We start from the raw sequence: 13,275 nt of genomic DNA, 5'->3' as shown, positions 1-13,275 counted from the left end.
GTTACTTGAGGGCTGCTGCCGAGAACCGCGACATCGCGGCTTGTAGATCGGCAAAGTGGATGGCCAGATCGGCCTGGTTGTCGGCAGCGCTGCGCGTACCGGAAGGGGCAGCGCCAGGCGTACCACCTTTGAGTTCTTGGATCAGGGACCGCCGCTCGGAGCGGGGCATGCCCTGTTTGGCCAGGATTGTGTCGAGGCGTCGCGCCGCGACCTGCTGCGGCGCAATGGCTTGCGGGTCTTCCTGTGCCGCGTCCGATGGAAGCAAGCCGTCAGCAAAACCGGCATCCACGGCCGTGCTGCCCCCCATCCAAGTTTCAACGTCCATCAGGGCGCGCATCGCCGACGCTTCATCGCCCGTCCTGACCGAGTAGATGTCAGCCAGGGTCGCGTCGATCTGGTCGAGGAAGTCTGCGACTTCGGTGAAGTCGTTCCGGTCGCCAGCGGCGATGGTCCAAGCGTTGTGGATCATCATGAAACCAGCTCGGGCGATCTGGATCTCATCGCCGGCCATGGCGATGAACGAGGCGGCTGAGGCGGCCAGGCCAAGCACCTGGATGGTTACCTTGCCCTTGTGCTCGCGCAGCAGGTTGTAGATCGCCAAGCCCTCGAAAACATCTCCGCCTGGGCTGTTGATCTTCACGGTGATGTCTTTGTCGCCGATGCTTCGAAGTGCAGCGCTGACGCGCTTGGCGGTAACGCCCTCGCCCGTCCACCAGTCCATGCCGATCGGGTCGTACATGGTGATGGTGGTGGAATCGTCCCCGGCTGCAGCCTTGATCGCTGGATTCCAGCGCTCCATGGCCTTTGGCAGGAGATCGGATTCGACGCGCGCGTGCGGCCGCACCGCCGGCGCTGCCGGTAGTGTCTTGAGAGTCATGGGTTACTCCAGGTCAGGCCGCTTTGAGAAGCGGCATCGATATCAGCGCGTGGGCCATCATTGGGCCGTCCGGGTTACCGGTTTCGAGAGCCTCGGAAGCCATCTGCACCGCTTTGTTGATGGCTTCTCGGTCGTCGTTGTTGCGCGCCGAGACCAGCCGAAGCATGAATGCCGAGGCCGCCGGAGAGACGCCGGCGGCTGCTTTCCCGAGCTGGTCCAAGGGAACCAAGGCGGACTGGACCGTATACGTATCGCCACCAGGGATCGGCGGCAGGTTTTCCAGCCGGCGCACCTCATTCCGAGACATCCAGCCATTCTGCAGGGCCGTGTTGTACCAGGCGCCACGACCCGCACTATCGGCTCGAAGCAGCCCTTCCACAGCGAACTCTGCGAAGTAGTCGTCTGCATCGACTTCACCGATGAGGCATCGGGTGATCTCCTGCTCGATATTGACCAAGAGCGGACGCAGGCTGTTTGTGAGGAAGTGCAGGTTCTGCGCCTCAACGGAGGAGGCCCAGCTGGACTGCTTGTCCATATGCCCAACCATGAATGGCGGGACGCGGAACCAGCGGCAAATCTCCTCTACGTTGAACGACCGCGACTCCAGCATCTGCGCCGCTTCTGGGTTCATCGTGATCCCCTGATACTTCAGGCCAGCTTCAGCGACCATAATTTTGCCGGCGTTGTTCGACCCCATGAAGGCAGTAAGGCTCGCGCGCAGCTGCTCTCGCTGAGCAGGTTTCAGATCGTTGTCGCTGCTGAGGATGCCGGACGCTTGCATGCCCTGGGCGAAGACCTTTGCGGCTGCCTCCTCAGCCGACATGGCCGAACCGAGGATCTCGCGCCCCGTGGTGATGGGGAGCATCCCGCAAACGCCATCAAGGCCGAACGCACGAATGTGCATCAGGTTCTTCTCGGGGATCTCCCGCTCGATTCCATTCTCGGTGTACTTGTACTGAAGCCGACCGTTGTCCAGCCTCTTTACCGTCACGCATTGAGGAAGCAGCGGCACCAAGGCCACTACTCGTTGGCCGACCATCTTCTTCTCGACAAAGGCGTTACCCCGCAAGCACAGGCTTGCCACCACCAGCAGCATGAACCGCTGGGGAGTCATTTCGGCATTCGGCACTCGACACAGCAGTCGATACAGCGGGTGATCCTTCGCCTGCTCCCTCGATCCGTCCGATAGACGCCGGTAGAACCGGAGTGGCAGTGTGGATACAGATTCGGAGAGCAGCCTGACGCATGCCCACACCGTCGACAGTTGAAGCGCCTTGTCTACGGTGACGTGCTTGCCACTGGCCGAGCTGCCGAACCACTCTTGCCAGAAGGCACCGGTGTTCAGGCCGATGGGCACGCCCAGCCAGTCCAGCAGTGCGGTCTTTACCCGCCCTGGTTTCTTATCGCGCGCCATTAGATTCCTACCATGATGGGGTTTTCGAAGAAGCCGTCATTGCTGGGCACATGAGCCAGACGCATCACGCCGCCCACCGCCATGATCAGCGCCACGGCGCCGTCGATCTTGTTGTCATCGCCCTGCTTGATCGGACGCACGACGTCGTCGTTACCAGGCAGGTGCTTGCCGATAACGTTGCTAATGCACCAGGTCATGATGGGGTTTCCGTCATGATGGAAGCGACCCGACTCGATCGCGGCCTCCAGCTCCTTCATACCGTCCGACATGTTGGTGTAGTTCTGGGTGATCGTGACCGGGTTGAACCCTTCGTCATCCAGGTCGTGACTCAGGCCAGTGGCACCGTGCGGGTCAATCGGGCTCTCGCGAATTGGTGCCAGGTGGTTCGCGTCTTTGGTGTCTTCGAGGATTTCTCGATAATCCACCTCGGCGCCGTTCGTTGCTGACAGGTGTCCAGAGTTGATCCAGGCCTGAAAGCGTTCCGACATCCGTTTATTGTCGGGGTCGTAGGCAGTGTCCTCCGGCACCCAGAAAGCGGGGCCAACGCTGTAGTAATGGATCTTGCCGTCGATGACTCGCCAGAACAGCCTGGCCCTGGAGTTCATGTCGAGCTTGCGCGCCAAGTCGAACGCCGCTATCCACTCCTGCCCCTCGAACTGCTCAAGCGTAAGCGACGTGTCCTCACAGGCCTTCCAGCTCTCCATGTTGAAGAAGTTGGCTTTGGCGCTCACCCAGATATTCAGGTGCTTTGTCTTGAAAGTGTTGGTGAACCGCGCCGACCGCATGGCCCGAGCGAGCTGGCTTTCTAGGTACTCCTGAAACACCGACACACCCATGCATGGGTTGGCCTTCGCCAGGTTCTTCGGGTCGGTCCAATCGTCCCCTTCATCCAGGGTCCAGATGTAACCGAACAGTTCTTCATCTGGTACGCTGCCTTCGAGCATCTCGATGACCTGGCGGCGCTTGTCGTAACAAGGTCCCTCGATGTTCGCCCCGGCGGTGGTGATGATGAACATCAGCGGCTGTCGCCGGGCGCCCATACCGGTAAGCATCGTGTCGTACTGGGCCGAGCTGTCGTGCTCGTGGAATTCGTCGATGATCGCGCAGGACGGCGATGCACCATCACCCGGGTTGCCAATCAGCGGCTCAAAGCGGCTGCCGTTGGACGGGATGTTCAGGTTCGAGGCATTCACCTCGATTCCCGCCGCCTCGATCAGCATCGGGGATCGACTGACCATCAGCCGCGCCGGACGGAACACCTCCCATGCTTGCTTTTCGGTTGTTGCGCCGGAATACACCTCGGCGCCGAACTCGTTGTCAGCGGTGAACATGCCGATGCCAACACCCGCAGCAATGACGGACTTACCGTTCTTGCGTGGAACCTCCCAGTAGCTTTCGCGGAACCGGCGGTGGCCGCCCTTTTTCCTGACCCAACCAAATGTGCACGCCAGGCCGAACAGCTGCCAGGGTTCGAGCGTGATCAGTTGCCGCTTGAAGGCCCACTCGCCCTTCGTATGGGGCAGCAGCTGCATGAGCCGCAACTTCTTCTCGGCCTTCGCCGGATCGAACTTGTAGGGGAAGGCCTTGGAACGACTGGCCGTGACGTCCTCGAAGTGCCGCTCGATCGCCAGATGGATGTAGCGGCAGGCCGGAAACTTCCCTTTGAGGACGGACCTTGCCCACGCCATCGCCTTGTCGACGTTGGTGTGTTTGGTCTTGGCCATCAGGAACTCAGTAGGGCTACAAACTCGTTGGTGGATTTCTGCTTGTTGCCACCGATGATGCGTGTCCGGCTGGCTGGGTCCAGGCCAAGCATCGAACCGAATGTCACGATCTGGCGCATCGCCTCGTTGGCCGCGGTAAGCGCAGGGTTCTTCATGGGGCTGCCTTGCGACGACTCGACCACAGGGCCGAACTGGTCGACCGCCTCCTGAGCCATTCGCCAGTTGCTGTAGGCGGTGCAGAACGCCTCGACGTTGTGCAGATCAGTCAGCGCGATGACGTTCTCGCGCAGCAACTCGGGAACAAGCATCTTCCACATCGTGGCTGCTCGCTCACTGAGCCAGTCAGGCGGGTCAACATTGGTGATGGTGGAGAAATTCGGCTCGGCCTTGTTCAGGGCCCGTTTTCCGGGATTGCCGGCTAGCTCTTTCTTGGCCGTCGGCTTGGGTTTGCGACCACGGCCGGCGACCTTGGCGGTGCCTCCCATCGCGCAACTCCTGAATTTTTAATTTCGCGGGTGTAAAAAAACGACTGAGGGCGCGGTCTAGAAGCGAAAAGGCCTGAACTTTGAGACCTCCCCCTCCCCTTAAATGATAATTTCTCTCATTTTCGAAATTTTTGATCGTTTTCTGATCATTTACGGCGGGAATTGCCGAATCCACCGTCCTCGGAAGCCGTTTTGGTCGAGTGGCATGGTCCGCACAGGGCCTGCCAGTTCGAGCGATCCCAGAACAGTGTCATGTCGCCCTTATGGGGCTCGATGTGGTCGACATCAGTGGCCGCTACCACGAGACCGCGAGCCTGACACTTGATGCACAGCGGATGCTTGGCCAGATATCCAGCGCGGGCCTGCTGCCACTTGTACCCGTAGCCGCGGGCCGTCGAGCTCTCACGTGGCTTCTCACGAACGAAGCTCTTGAGCTGGTCGACATGAGAATCGCAGTAGCCGGTGGCATTCCGGTGCAGTGCACGACAGCCTGATGCTCGGCATGGACGCTGGGGTCTCAGCGGCATGGCGAGCCATCCAGGTAGTGCGTACGAGGAAGTTCCTCTGGGTCGGCAGCCGTATCGTCAGCCAGGGCTTCGATCAGCGCCATGTTCTGGGTCGCGATCTGTTCGAGCAGGCCGGTCTGCTTTTGCTGCTGGTCCAGGATCTGCTGGAGCAAAGAGATTGCTTGCTCGTTCACGGGCCACCTTCATCCACTTGTTGATCCATTCGCGCCGGGCGGCGCATCCACTGCAGGCCATCACATGCCACGGCGGGTCAGGCCGTAGACCTCCAAGGCGCCTGCGATCTGCTCGCCCTCGACCTGGCTGATGGTGCTGACCACCTCCACGCAAGCAGCGGTGTTGGGCTCCATGCGAATGGTGACGGAAGTGATCTTCGAAGGGTCCAAGCCGAGCACCTGGCAGACGGCCTGGCCAAGCTCTTGCCCAAGGATCAGGGGTTTCTTTTCCATAGGTTCCTCGCGCCACGGAATGGCGGGTGGTGATTTTGTGATGCAGGGTCAACCCTTGGGCTGGCCTAGGGATATAGATGACCACTGGTGCTAGTGACGCGGGATGCCATCAATTCGGCTCGATGAGTCATATTGCTGGCTTTCTGCAATCGAACTAATACTTAGGTATTCACATGGGGAGGCCTAAGTCATGCAACCACGATTCGTCATCGTTCCGGCTGTACCTATCGAAGGTGAATCCTTCCAAATCGGTAACCGGTTCTATGCAGCTACCACTTCGGGCGGCTTCGACATCTACGACAATCAAGAAAAGGAAAGGCTGAAGCGAGGCTTCACTAATAAGACCGCGGCTGCTGCGGAATGCGAGAAACTGAACGCTGGTTCACGCAATCCTGAAGAGCGATTCCCTTTGCTGCGCACAGAATGAAAAACCACGAAACGGCTTGCCTCGATTTTGTGGCGCGAATCACTCGGTTTTGCGACTTGGCAGCTTGATGTCGGTTACTCGGTCAGCGATGGCGCGTACCTTTTCGACGCCAAGCAGGCCAACCCACCCGCCAACGAAGGCAGCCATGCTCTGTGGCAAGCCGAAGAATTCGAAGCCGCTGATGATCGTCAGGGTCAGGCCGCCGCAGATGGCGCCCTCCACCAGCATCTGCCGGCGAGTGCCGCCACCGTATGTGATGCGCAGTACAGCCATGGCGCAGGACAGGCCGGCTGCATACAGCAGGGGCGAATGCTGGCTCAACCACGCAAGGGCAATTGCCCAGGTGTCTGGTTTGTCTGGCATGTTCGGCATCCGGGTTCCTCCCTTGCGGGAAGCAGAAAAAGAAAGGCCCGCCGTTATGGCGAGCCCTTGGAGTGAGTGCGGAGGGCCGGTGCTTCCCGGCTTGGTGGTCTGGATCGATGGGTCACGTACCCCAGACTCTCATCGCGTAGCCGCCCATTGTCCGCACGGGATTAGACGACGCCACTACCGACTTAGCCCAGCTGCCTGGGCGGGTCATCCGCAGAAACGAAAAACCCCAGAGCGTAAAGTCTGGGGTTCCTCTGTGTCGCGTTGCTTGCAAGCTGGACACGCTGCTATGAAAACAGGTGTTTATCCGCGTGGAAAGAACTTTTTATGCGACCGCTCGCAGATCCTCCAAAGCGCAGTCGATCCAGGCAACGCCCGCTTTGATGATCTCCCTGGCCTTCGCCTCTCCCATCTTGTTCTCACGAGCCACACGCAGCGCTGGCCACTTGTAGCCGTAGTACGACCAGATGAAATCCGCCATCTGCTGATTCCGTGTGGCTAGCCGCGCAACCGCGCCATCGACGGCAAGGGCAAGATCATCCGTGATCACGTACTGCCGACTCCCCCCTTCAGATGGCACGTTGTCGCGCATTAGCGCATAAAGCGGCGAGACGTACCGGGGAACCCCCATGCCCTCCATACGCCACCAACCCCACTGCTCGAGCATGTACTCGGTATCACCCAATGCCTTGTCCACGTAGGTTCGTTTCTTCATGCAGCCCTCCGGGGCGTTGGGTCGGTGTCCAGGCCGAACAGCTCGCGCAGCAGCTTGTCAGCGTGTTTGTTTTTGGCATTGCCCTCGGTGATCCAGCCCTTGGCGAACTGCTCGAATCCCACATTGGCGCGCGCGGCGTGCCAGTCAGCCACGATATCCATCAGGGCTGCTGATGCGATGCGGCCATTGTTCTGCTCCAGCAGCATGCGGTTGCCGACCTTGAGGAACTTGCACTCAACGGCGGTCAGGCTCTTGCGCGGCAGGGCCGCAGTAACGTTGCTCATCGAGCGACTCCTTGGGCCATGCGGTCCTCAGCGATTCGAACAAAGCCCAGGAACTGGTCAGCCGGAATGGCCTCCCTGATCACGTCGAGGATGACCCGGTCCATCTGCTGCTGGGTGTGCGCCTTGGCCTCCTTGCGCAACTGGCCGCATCGATACAGCAGCCGGGTGCGGTCATGGTTGATGTGCTTGAGGGCGGCTTTGGCCCGGTTGTACCAGCTACGGTCGTATGGGCGCCCCTGAACAGCGCCCTCCTGCGCCTGGCTCAGCGCCAGCTCCAGGCGGATTGCGTCACTCACCAGCTGCTCGTGCAGGGCCTCGCAGGCCTCAAGGCTTTCTGGCAGCTCGCGGGGACCCACGAGGCGGGGGTGCGGTTCTGCAGGTTTTGGGGTATTGCCAGTGGCAACAGGCTGCTCGGCGCCAGCACGCCTGGCCACACTCACCGAAACGACCGGGGTTGCGGATTTGCCAGCGCCAGCGCGCGGCCAGAAGTTAGAAAGATTCATACTGAGCTCCTTTGGTGCGGTGGCGGCCGGCGAATGTCCTGCCCATTTCGACTTCTTCGTTACTTGGCTGATACCCAACCAGCTCGGCGAACCTGTGATAGGCGCCCTGGTGTTGCACCCGGCAGATTCCGGTTTCACCATGGCGATTCTTGTCCACGATCAGCTCGGTGACGCCCGACTGCCCTTCCTCGGATTCACTGTCTCGGTGAACCAGCACCACCACGTCGGCGTCGGCCTCGATCTGACCTGAGTCACGCAAGTCGCTCTTCGTGGGGCGCTTGTTTGCGCGGTTGTTGGGGCCGCGGTTCAACTGTGCCAACACCATCACGGGCACGCTCAGCTCCTTAGCCAGCCGCTTGATCGACTTGCTGATGTCGGTGACCTGTTCGTACCTGCTGGCTGACTTGCTCTCGCCGTTGACCAGGCCGATGTAATCCAGCGTGACAGAGCCCAGGCCGTGCTCGCGCTTAACCGTCCGGCAGATCTGCCGGATATCCCGCATCGTCAGGGAGGCGTCATCGCAGAAGATCAGGGGCGCATCATTGAGCCGGCTGACCGCGGCCGTCAGGCCTGGCCAATCGCCGTCAGCCATCGAATGGCCCTCGGTGATGTGCTTGAGCTGCACGCTGCCAACAGAAGCCAGGGAGCGGTTTGTCAGCTCCACATCGGTCATCTCAAGGCTGAACACCAGCGATGTGGACTTGGCCACCAGGGCAACACGCTCAGCAATGCCCAAACCCAAGGTCGTCTTGCCGCTACCCGGGGCGCCAGCAATGACGACCATGTGCCCGGGGCAAACCCCAGGGATGAACTTGTCGAGCGATGGCAGGCCGGTGTCAAAGCCCAGTACCACGTCACGATTGAAACGGCGATCAATCCCGTCGATTGCCTCGGGCAGGATCTCGCCCACGAAGCGGTACCGCTTGCGGGAATCCAGCCCTTCCGCCTCAAGGGCAATCCAGGCCTGCTGCCCCTGCGCCAACACCTCGTCCAGCGAGTCGCCATCCTTCAACCGCTCCGACATGATGTGCGCAGCAGCGATAACCCGGCGGGCCACCGACCGCTGCTTCACGATCCGGGCGTACTCGGCAAAGTTCGCCACGCTGGGTGTGTTGTGAGCGATATGAGCAGCCACTGCCAACGTGCCACGACCGTCTGCCAAGGCCGGGCGGGCGTCGGACAGAGTTACCACGTCGATCTGCCGGCCCTTCGCTTTGAGCGCCAGCAGCAGCTCGAACAGCTCCGCGCAGTCGGCCTGGTAGAAATCCCCGACCTCAAGCTTCACGTCGTCAATGAGCGCTGGCTGGTGGATCATAGCGCCGATCAGGGCGTGCTCCGATTCAGGGCTGTGCAGCCGCGATTCGCCTTGCATGCAATCCAGATACTCCTGACTGATCATGCTCCACCCCCGACACGCGCCGACGACCAGGTGAATGGCGCCAGCAGGCCGCCGTTCTCGCGCAGGCGGTCCATGGCCCGTGGCCCGATGAAGGCCGGCAGTTGCTCACGGTCTTGGTTGCTGATCAGGATCGTCGGTCGAACAAGCTGATAGCGGCGGTCGATAACCTCATGCAGCAGACTGGGCATGAAATCCTTGCCTAGACGCGGCGTGTGCATGCCCACCTCGTCGATCACCAGCAGGTCGACTGCAGCCAGCTCGGCCAGCAGGTCGGACTTCGAAGGCCCAGCGTTGCTCCTGAAGCTGTCTGTCACGGCCTGCATGATCGCCTCGGCGGTGACGATCAAACCCTGGGCGCCGTACTTCCGTACGACGTGCTGCAGGATCGCGCATGCCAGGTGGGTTTTACCGTTCCCGACCTCACCAAGCAGCATCAGTGCGCGGCCAGCCCGGTAGTGGCTTTCGAACTCTTCGGCGTAGCGCCGGCAAATAGACTGGGCGCGGACCTTGGCCGATTCGGCGTTAGTGATGAAGCTGTCGAACGTGCACCCACGGAAGCGCGGCGTTATGCCAGTGGCGAACAGGTCGCGATTGAGCTCGTCAGCTTCCTTGCTGGCGTACGCAGCGTCTCGTACGCTGTCTTCGCACTGGAGATTCAGTGCCTCCCAGCGGCAGCGAGGGCACTCAGTTGCCTTCCACCCGCCATCGAACTGCTCAACCTGCTTCGTTTCGTACTGCCCATGCCCAGGCGCTTCGCATTTGGCAATGCCGGCGGCCCGCTCGCCTGGGGCTGGCCTAAATTTAGATGAGGTCATCAGGGTACATCTCCTGGTGGTGGGCTGGTACTTGCAGCACTGCACTTGCGTTGGCCTGTGTCCCAGCCCGAGCAGGGAGAGCACTGTCAGGGAAGAGCCCTGTCCACCCCTTGCCGATCGAAAGCTTGATCACAGCATCGGGGTTCGGGTGGTTGGCCAGATCCTCAGCCTGCTGCTTGCAGCTCGTTGCGGTCAGCGGTTTGCGGATCTCTTTGCGGTGCTGACACCAGTCGGCCCAGGTCTCAACCGATACGTTTGCAGGCTTCGCACTCAGAGGATCAAACTTGGCTGACTTCTCCCCAGCAGGCTTGCCTGCACGCTTCTTTGGTTTATTGACGGATAACTGACGGATAGATGACGGATTGGGTGCAGCTGGTGCACCCCGTTCTGTCGTCATTTGCACCCCGTTCTGTTGTGAGCTGCACCCCGTGGCGTCTTCATTTGCACCCCGTTCAGCATCCTCGTCATCGCGGGGTGCAGCAGCTGCACCCCGATTTTCGACCATGTCGTACACCACCGGGCGCCTGTCATAGCGGTCGATATAGGCGGCGGCAATCGCCTGGTTCCCGCGCCGGATAACTCCAGCGGCCTCCAGGGCATCAAGCTTGTAGCGGATGGTCCGCTCGGAGAGACCGGTGTCATCCGACAGGCTCGACGCTGAAGGAAACGCCCCGCGCCCGTTCTTGTCGGCGTAGTTGGCCAGGCACAAAAGCACATGGCGGCAAGTGGGGTCGGTGACCAAGCGCTGCTCAAGCGCCCAGGTCATGGATTGGATACTCACAGCTCAAGCTCCTCGGTAACCCGTCGCACGAAAGCGTCGTAGGTTTCGGCCATCTCGAAGCCCTTGTCTTCCATCGTCTGACGCCCGGCCTTGGCCAGTTCGTAGATCGTCCAGCGCTCGCGCTCCGGCAGGCTTCGGAATTGGGCATAGGTCGGCCAGGGTCCATTGATGATCGTGGCGCCAGTGCGCTGCGGGAGCGCCTGGGGGGGGGCAGACGGGTTCATTGGAGGGTTTCCCCGCTCAACGTGGCGCGTTTCACAACTGCCGGCGCGGGGCGCTTCAACTGCTCGCCGCATTGGCTCATCAGGTTTCGCACAGCCGTGTCGATACGCCGTTTGATGTTGTACCGATGCCGCTTGGCCTCGCTCATGCGCTCGTAGCTTTGAGCGGTTGCGCGAATGACGCCGTCGTAGGCAGGATCGGAATAGTCAATGCCGTGACGGTTCGGATACGGCTCGCCATGAGCCCGGAAGTAGCGGAACACCTCATCCTTGTAGTCTTCTCGCAGGCACGTGACCGCGTAATGAGCGTGACAGTGCTCAATCGATAGCTCAGCGATGCGCTCGATCAGTTGCTGTTTGGTAGGTTTCTTCATGGCTGGACCTTCTGGACCAGGCGGAACCGGCCCTCAAAATATGGGTGGGTCGCCTGGGTGGCGGTGACCATCGTGGATTCGGAGACAAAGCGATGGAAGGCAGCGGTTACGTGGCTTTTCGACCAGACCAAGTACTGGGAGCCGAGCGCCTCTTCGTGACCGTTGCGGACCATTCCGGCTGGGTTTGGCTGGTTGGGCCAGACCTTGAGCACGTAGTCCACAACCGCGCCGGACAGCCCGTGCCGCTTGAGCATCGTTTCCTTGATGCGGGTGAGCGACTGACAGTTCTGTGGGCAGTGGTCCCAGACGGTCGTCTGGCTCAGGTCATCAACACGACGCTCGATGCGCTCCAAGGCAATCTGCTGCTCACGCTGCTGCCGTTCGACGGCCACCAGGTGGTTGGCGTTGGCGGCTGTGATCTCAGCCTGGGTCATCGGGCGGGCCTGCTGACCTTCCAGCTCATTCAAGCGGGCAAGCACGCGACGGCGAACACCCTTCGACTCACGCATAGCAACCAACTTGCACTGGTCGGCGGTAAGGCGTAGCCCTTCAGACTGGGTGTTGTTCAAATTTTGCACTACGAAAGTTTCGTAGTGCTCCCCATCGAGCTCGTCCTTGCAGCGTGCAACAAAGTCGTTGTGCCGGACCGATCCTTCGCCGAACGAAGCCCGCGCCTCGTTGACTAGCACCAGCAGCTCGGTGGTATCCATGGTGGTGAAAGCTGCAGAAGGCAGGTTCATGCCGCACCTCCCGCTACCAGCGCCTGCTCTACGTCGACTACTGCCGCTTCGACAACACCCTTCAGCAAGGACAGAGGGATATCGCTCGTGCACGCCTCCCGGGCAAAGTGGAAAAGCATCTGCACCACGACCAGTTCGCAATAGCTGGTCTTTGCGCCAGCTGCCAGGCTTACCTTTGCCATCAGCTGATTGAACAAGTCTTTGTTGCCATCCAGATCAGGCACCGCCGAGGCGGCTTTCTTTGATAGTCGGCTGGTCATTGGCTATCCCCCGCAGCATTCATCAGTTGCAGCAACTGGTCCCGGGCCTGATCGGCCAGCATGTACATCGCTTCGTGGATGGCGGACTCACCATGGAAATCAAGCTGAGGCTCGAATCCGTTCGGCTGGTCGTCCTTGAAGGCGTGGTTTTCCATGAGGATGGAGGCGAAGCTCTCGATCACGCGCAGACGGGCCATGACCTTTTCGCCCAATTCACTGGTTGTCGTGGTCATTGGTTCGCCTCCGCGCCACGAACTGGAGATGCAGTGTTTTGTGGCGCGCCGTCCTGGTCGGGCGCCACTCCGGCATGCGCGGCGTAAACCAGAGCCAGCGCCGATTCAGCTGCATAAAACACAAGAGTTGCGAGATTGGTGACCGATGGCTCTTGCATCAACTCGCGCAGGCCGTCCACGACCGCTTCAAGACGGTCAGTGGCGGCATCGAGTGACTCATGCACGGGAATACCTCCAACTGCCTCGAATACCGCATGCAATGCCTGGGTATGGAATTCGTGGGCGAGCGTTTGGGGAGTAGCAGTCATGGCTGCACCTCCCATTTCTCCAAGGCAACTTGCGCGCTACGGTTCAGCGTGTTCGCCGCATCAGCCAGGAACGCCAGCGCTCGAAGCTCATTCGTGCGAATGCACTCCCCCATGTTCGCCGCCAGCTGAAGGCGATGGGCAAGTTGATGAATACCCTCGGTGAGCCCGACAGCCAGTCCAATACCCTCCATCAAGCCAACATCGGCTTTGATAGAAAAGACGGCATCTCCCTCAAGCTCATGCGAGCCGAAATCCATGGGGCGGAGAAGTGGCAGTTGCGCCGGTAATGGCGTGGTGGTATTTTTCGGGTGCGACATAGCGCATCCTCCTATCTCAAGGTGATGTGAAGCGAAGACCTCCTGGCAGAGGTCGG

22 protein-coding genes are annotated in these 13,275 nt (G+C 60.5%); 1 reads left to right on the top strand and 21 read right to left on the bottom strand.

All coding sequences use genetic code 11. The annotated features are described in order from the left end of the window. Position 1 precedes the first annotated feature (1 nt). The 7 genes from ACF8O8_RS21565 to ACF8O8_RS21535 form a co-directional block, all read right to left on the bottom strand. The gene (locus ACF8O8_RS21565; protein ID WP_392510426.1) at positions 2 to 877 is read right to left on the bottom strand and encodes a head maturation protease, ClpP-related; all 876 of its coding nucleotides are present in this window, start codon (positions 875 to 877) and stop codon (positions 2 to 4) included. A gap of 13 nt (positions 878 to 890) precedes the next feature. Then, positions 891 to 2,291: a phage portal protein gene (locus ACF8O8_RS21560; protein ID WP_392510425.1), complete on the bottom strand. Its 1,401-nt coding sequence runs from the start codon at positions 2,289 to 2,291 to the stop codon at positions 891 to 893. Continuing rightward, positions 2,291 to 4,015, bottom strand: coding sequence for a terminase large subunit (locus tag ACF8O8_RS21555; protein WP_392510424.1), 1,725 nt, complete (start codon positions 4,013 to 4,015; stop codon positions 2,291 to 2,293). Before ACF8O8_RS21555 ends, ACF8O8_RS21560 begins: the two co-directional genes overlap by 1 nt. After that, a complete protein-coding gene (locus tag ACF8O8_RS21550) occupies positions 4,015 to 4,500 on the bottom strand; it encodes a phage terminase small subunit P27 family (RefSeq protein ID WP_392510423.1) in 486 nt (161 codons plus the stop codon). The genes ACF8O8_RS21555 and ACF8O8_RS21550 overlap by 1 nt, the downstream gene beginning before the upstream one ends. A 146-nt stretch (positions 4,501 to 4,646) precedes the next feature. Then, positions 4,647 to 5,027 carry an HNH endonuclease signature motif containing protein gene (locus ACF8O8_RS21545; RefSeq protein WP_392510422.1) on the bottom strand — a complete coding sequence of 127 codons (381 nt, stop codon included), beginning with the start codon at positions 5,025 to 5,027 and terminating at the stop codon, positions 4,647 to 4,649. After that, positions 5,018 to 5,200: a hypothetical protein gene (locus ACF8O8_RS21540; RefSeq protein ID WP_392510421.1), complete on the bottom strand. Its 183-nt coding sequence runs from the start codon at positions 5,198 to 5,200 to the stop codon at positions 5,018 to 5,020. Before ACF8O8_RS21540 ends, ACF8O8_RS21545 begins: the two co-directional genes overlap by 10 nt. A gap of 60 nt (positions 5,201 to 5,260) precedes the next feature. Beyond that, entirely contained in the window at positions 5,261 to 5,473 is a 213-nt protein-coding gene (locus ACF8O8_RS21535; protein WP_392510420.1) for a hypothetical protein, read from the bottom strand. 190 nt (positions 5,474 to 5,663) lie between these two features. Here ACF8O8_RS21535 and ACF8O8_RS21530 point away from each other — a divergent pair, with 190 nt between their 5' ends. Further along, positions 5,664 to 5,900: a hypothetical protein gene (locus ACF8O8_RS21530; protein ID WP_392510419.1), complete on the top strand. Its 237-nt coding sequence runs from the start codon at positions 5,664 to 5,666 to the stop codon at positions 5,898 to 5,900. A 39-nt stretch (positions 5,901 to 5,939) separates the two neighbouring features. Here the strand turns inward: ACF8O8_RS21530 and ACF8O8_RS21525 are convergent, their stop codons facing one another. The 14 genes from ACF8O8_RS21525 to ACF8O8_RS21460 form a co-directional block, all read right to left on the bottom strand. Beyond that, positions 5,940 to 6,272, bottom strand: coding sequence for a phage holin, lambda family (locus tag ACF8O8_RS21525; protein ID WP_392510418.1), 333 nt, complete (start codon positions 6,270 to 6,272; stop codon positions 5,940 to 5,942). Positions 6,273 to 6,594: 322 nt separating this feature from the next. Next, the gene (locus tag ACF8O8_RS21520; RefSeq protein WP_392510417.1) at positions 6,595 to 6,984 is read right to left on the bottom strand and encodes an antiterminator Q family protein; all 390 of its coding nucleotides are present in this window, start codon (positions 6,982 to 6,984) and stop codon (positions 6,595 to 6,597) included. Next, positions 6,981 to 7,268, bottom strand: a complete 288-nt coding sequence (locus ACF8O8_RS21515) for a hypothetical protein (protein WP_016489225.1) — start codon at positions 7,266 to 7,268, stop codon at positions 6,981 to 6,983. The genes ACF8O8_RS21520 and ACF8O8_RS21515 overlap by 4 nt, the downstream gene beginning before the upstream one ends. Further along, positions 7,265 to 7,771, bottom strand: a complete 507-nt coding sequence (locus ACF8O8_RS21510; protein ID WP_392510416.1) for a hypothetical protein — start codon at positions 7,769 to 7,771, stop codon at positions 7,265 to 7,267. The genes ACF8O8_RS21515 and ACF8O8_RS21510 overlap by 4 nt, the downstream gene beginning before the upstream one ends. Beyond that, positions 7,758 to 9,170: a replicative DNA helicase gene (locus tag ACF8O8_RS21505; protein WP_392510415.1), complete on the bottom strand. Its 1,413-nt coding sequence runs from the start codon at positions 9,168 to 9,170 to the stop codon at positions 7,758 to 7,760. The genes ACF8O8_RS21510 and ACF8O8_RS21505 overlap by 14 nt, the downstream gene beginning before the upstream one ends. After that, the gene (locus ACF8O8_RS21500) at positions 9,167 to 9,985 is read right to left on the bottom strand and encodes an ATP-binding protein (protein WP_392510414.1); all 819 of its coding nucleotides are present in this window, start codon (positions 9,983 to 9,985) and stop codon (positions 9,167 to 9,169) included. The genes ACF8O8_RS21505 and ACF8O8_RS21500 overlap by 4 nt, the downstream gene beginning before the upstream one ends. Continuing rightward, on the bottom strand, positions 9,972 to 10,766 hold the full coding sequence (locus ACF8O8_RS21495) for a helix-turn-helix domain-containing protein (RefSeq protein WP_392510413.1): 795 nt from the start codon (positions 10,764 to 10,766) through the stop codon (positions 9,972 to 9,974). The genes ACF8O8_RS21500 and ACF8O8_RS21495 overlap by 14 nt, the downstream gene beginning before the upstream one ends. Then, positions 10,763 to 10,990 carry a hypothetical protein gene (locus ACF8O8_RS21490; RefSeq protein ID WP_392510412.1) on the bottom strand — a complete coding sequence of 76 codons (228 nt, stop codon included), beginning with the start codon at positions 10,988 to 10,990 and terminating at the stop codon, positions 10,763 to 10,765. The genes ACF8O8_RS21495 and ACF8O8_RS21490 overlap by 4 nt, the downstream gene beginning before the upstream one ends. After that, positions 10,987 to 11,361: a hypothetical protein gene (locus ACF8O8_RS21485; RefSeq protein WP_392510411.1), complete on the bottom strand. Its 375-nt coding sequence runs from the start codon at positions 11,359 to 11,361 to the stop codon at positions 10,987 to 10,989. Before ACF8O8_RS21485 ends, ACF8O8_RS21490 begins: the two co-directional genes overlap by 4 nt. Continuing rightward, complete coding sequence (locus ACF8O8_RS21480; RefSeq protein WP_392510410.1) at positions 11,358 to 12,101, bottom strand: phage antirepressor; 744 nt, start codon at positions 12,099 to 12,101, stop codon at positions 11,358 to 11,360. The genes ACF8O8_RS21485 and ACF8O8_RS21480 overlap by 4 nt, the downstream gene beginning before the upstream one ends. Further along, on the bottom strand, positions 12,098 to 12,361 hold the full coding sequence (locus ACF8O8_RS21475; RefSeq protein ID WP_392510409.1) for a hypothetical protein: 264 nt from the start codon (positions 12,359 to 12,361) through the stop codon (positions 12,098 to 12,100). The genes ACF8O8_RS21480 and ACF8O8_RS21475 overlap by 4 nt, the downstream gene beginning before the upstream one ends. Then, positions 12,358 to 12,594, bottom strand: coding sequence for a hypothetical protein (locus ACF8O8_RS21470; RefSeq protein ID WP_392510408.1), 237 nt, complete (start codon positions 12,592 to 12,594; stop codon positions 12,358 to 12,360). The genes ACF8O8_RS21475 and ACF8O8_RS21470 overlap by 4 nt, the downstream gene beginning before the upstream one ends. After that, positions 12,591 to 12,902 (bottom strand): hypothetical protein, encoded by a 312-nt coding sequence (locus ACF8O8_RS21465; protein WP_392510407.1) that lies wholly within the window; start codon positions 12,900 to 12,902, stop codon positions 12,591 to 12,593. Before ACF8O8_RS21465 ends, ACF8O8_RS21470 begins: the two co-directional genes overlap by 4 nt. Next, the gene (locus ACF8O8_RS21460) at positions 12,899 to 13,219 is read right to left on the bottom strand and encodes a hypothetical protein (RefSeq protein WP_392510406.1); all 321 of its coding nucleotides are present in this window, start codon (positions 13,217 to 13,219) and stop codon (positions 12,899 to 12,901) included. The genes ACF8O8_RS21465 and ACF8O8_RS21460 overlap by 4 nt, the downstream gene beginning before the upstream one ends. Positions 13,220 to 13,275 lie beyond the last annotated feature (56 nt).

This window comes from Pseudomonas sp. TYF_14, from assembly GCF_043105275.1.
In the GTDB taxonomy this organism is placed as follows: domain Bacteria; phylum Pseudomonadota; class Gammaproteobacteria; order Pseudomonadales; family Pseudomonadaceae; genus Aquipseudomonas; species Aquipseudomonas alloputida.
Note: the sequence above shows the minus strand (reverse complement) of the source record. Positions and strands in the feature narration are given on the sequence as shown.

Excerpts from the sequence above, each read along its gene's own strand:
- ACF8O8_RS21565 (WP_392510426.1), bottom strand. The coding sequence starts at position 877 with ATGACTCTCAAGACACTACCGGCAGCGCCGGCGGTGCGGCCGCACGCG.
- ACF8O8_RS21560 (WP_392510425.1), bottom strand. The coding sequence starts at position 2,291 with ATGGCGCGCGATAAGAAACCAGGGCGGGTAAAGACCGCACTGCTGGAC.
- ACF8O8_RS21555 (WP_392510424.1), bottom strand. The coding sequence starts at position 4,015 with ATGGCCAAGACCAAACACACCAACGTCGACAAGGCGATGGCGTGGGCA.
- ACF8O8_RS21550 (WP_392510423.1), bottom strand. The coding sequence starts at position 4,500 with ATGGGAGGCACCGCCAAGGTCGCCGGCCGTGGTCGCAAACCCAAGCCG.
- ACF8O8_RS21545 (WP_392510422.1), bottom strand. The coding sequence starts at position 5,027 with ATGCCGCTGAGACCCCAGCGTCCATGCCGAGCATCAGGCTGTCGTGCA.
- ACF8O8_RS21535 (WP_392510420.1), bottom strand. The coding sequence starts at position 5,473 with ATGGAAAAGAAACCCCTGATCCTTGGGCAAGAGCTTGGCCAGGCCGTC.
- ACF8O8_RS21530 (WP_392510419.1), top strand. The coding sequence starts at position 5,664 with ATGCAACCACGATTCGTCATCGTTCCGGCTGTACCTATCGAAGGTGAA.
- ACF8O8_RS21525 (WP_392510418.1), bottom strand. The coding sequence starts at position 6,272 with ATGCCGAACATGCCAGACAAACCAGACACCTGGGCAATTGCCCTTGCG.
- ACF8O8_RS21520 (WP_392510417.1), bottom strand. The coding sequence starts at position 6,984 with ATGAAGAAACGAACCTACGTGGACAAGGCATTGGGTGATACCGAGTAC.
- ACF8O8_RS21515 (WP_016489225.1), bottom strand. The coding sequence starts at position 7,268 with ATGAGCAACGTTACTGCGGCCCTGCCGCGCAAGAGCCTGACCGCCGTT.
- ACF8O8_RS21510 (WP_392510416.1), bottom strand. The coding sequence starts at position 7,771 with ATGAATCTTTCTAACTTCTGGCCGCGCGCTGGCGCTGGCAAATCCGCA.
- ACF8O8_RS21505 (WP_392510415.1), bottom strand. The coding sequence starts at position 9,170 with ATGATCAGTCAGGAGTATCTGGATTGCATGCAAGGCGAATCGCGGCTG.
- ACF8O8_RS21500 (WP_392510414.1), bottom strand. The coding sequence starts at position 9,985 with ATGACCTCATCTAAATTTAGGCCAGCCCCAGGCGAGCGGGCCGCCGGC.
- ACF8O8_RS21490 (WP_392510412.1), bottom strand. The coding sequence starts at position 10,990 with ATGAACCCGTCTGCCCCCCCCCAGGCGCTCCCGCAGCGCACTGGCGCC.
- ACF8O8_RS21485 (WP_392510411.1), bottom strand. The coding sequence starts at position 11,361 with ATGAAGAAACCTACCAAACAGCAACTGATCGAGCGCATCGCTGAGCTA.
- ACF8O8_RS21480 (WP_392510410.1), bottom strand. The coding sequence starts at position 12,101 with ATGAACCTGCCTTCTGCAGCTTTCACCACCATGGATACCACCGAGCTG.
- ACF8O8_RS21475 (WP_392510409.1), bottom strand. The coding sequence starts at position 12,361 with ATGACCAGCCGACTATCAAAGAAAGCCGCCTCGGCGGTGCCTGATCTG.
- ACF8O8_RS21470 (WP_392510408.1), bottom strand. The coding sequence starts at position 12,594 with ATGACCACGACAACCAGTGAATTGGGCGAAAAGGTCATGGCCCGTCTG.
- ACF8O8_RS21465 (WP_392510407.1), bottom strand. The coding sequence starts at position 12,902 with ATGACTGCTACTCCCCAAACGCTCGCCCACGAATTCCATACCCAGGCA.
- ACF8O8_RS21460 (WP_392510406.1), bottom strand. The coding sequence starts at position 13,219 with ATGTCGCACCCGAAAAATACCACCACGCCATTACCGGCGCAACTGCCA.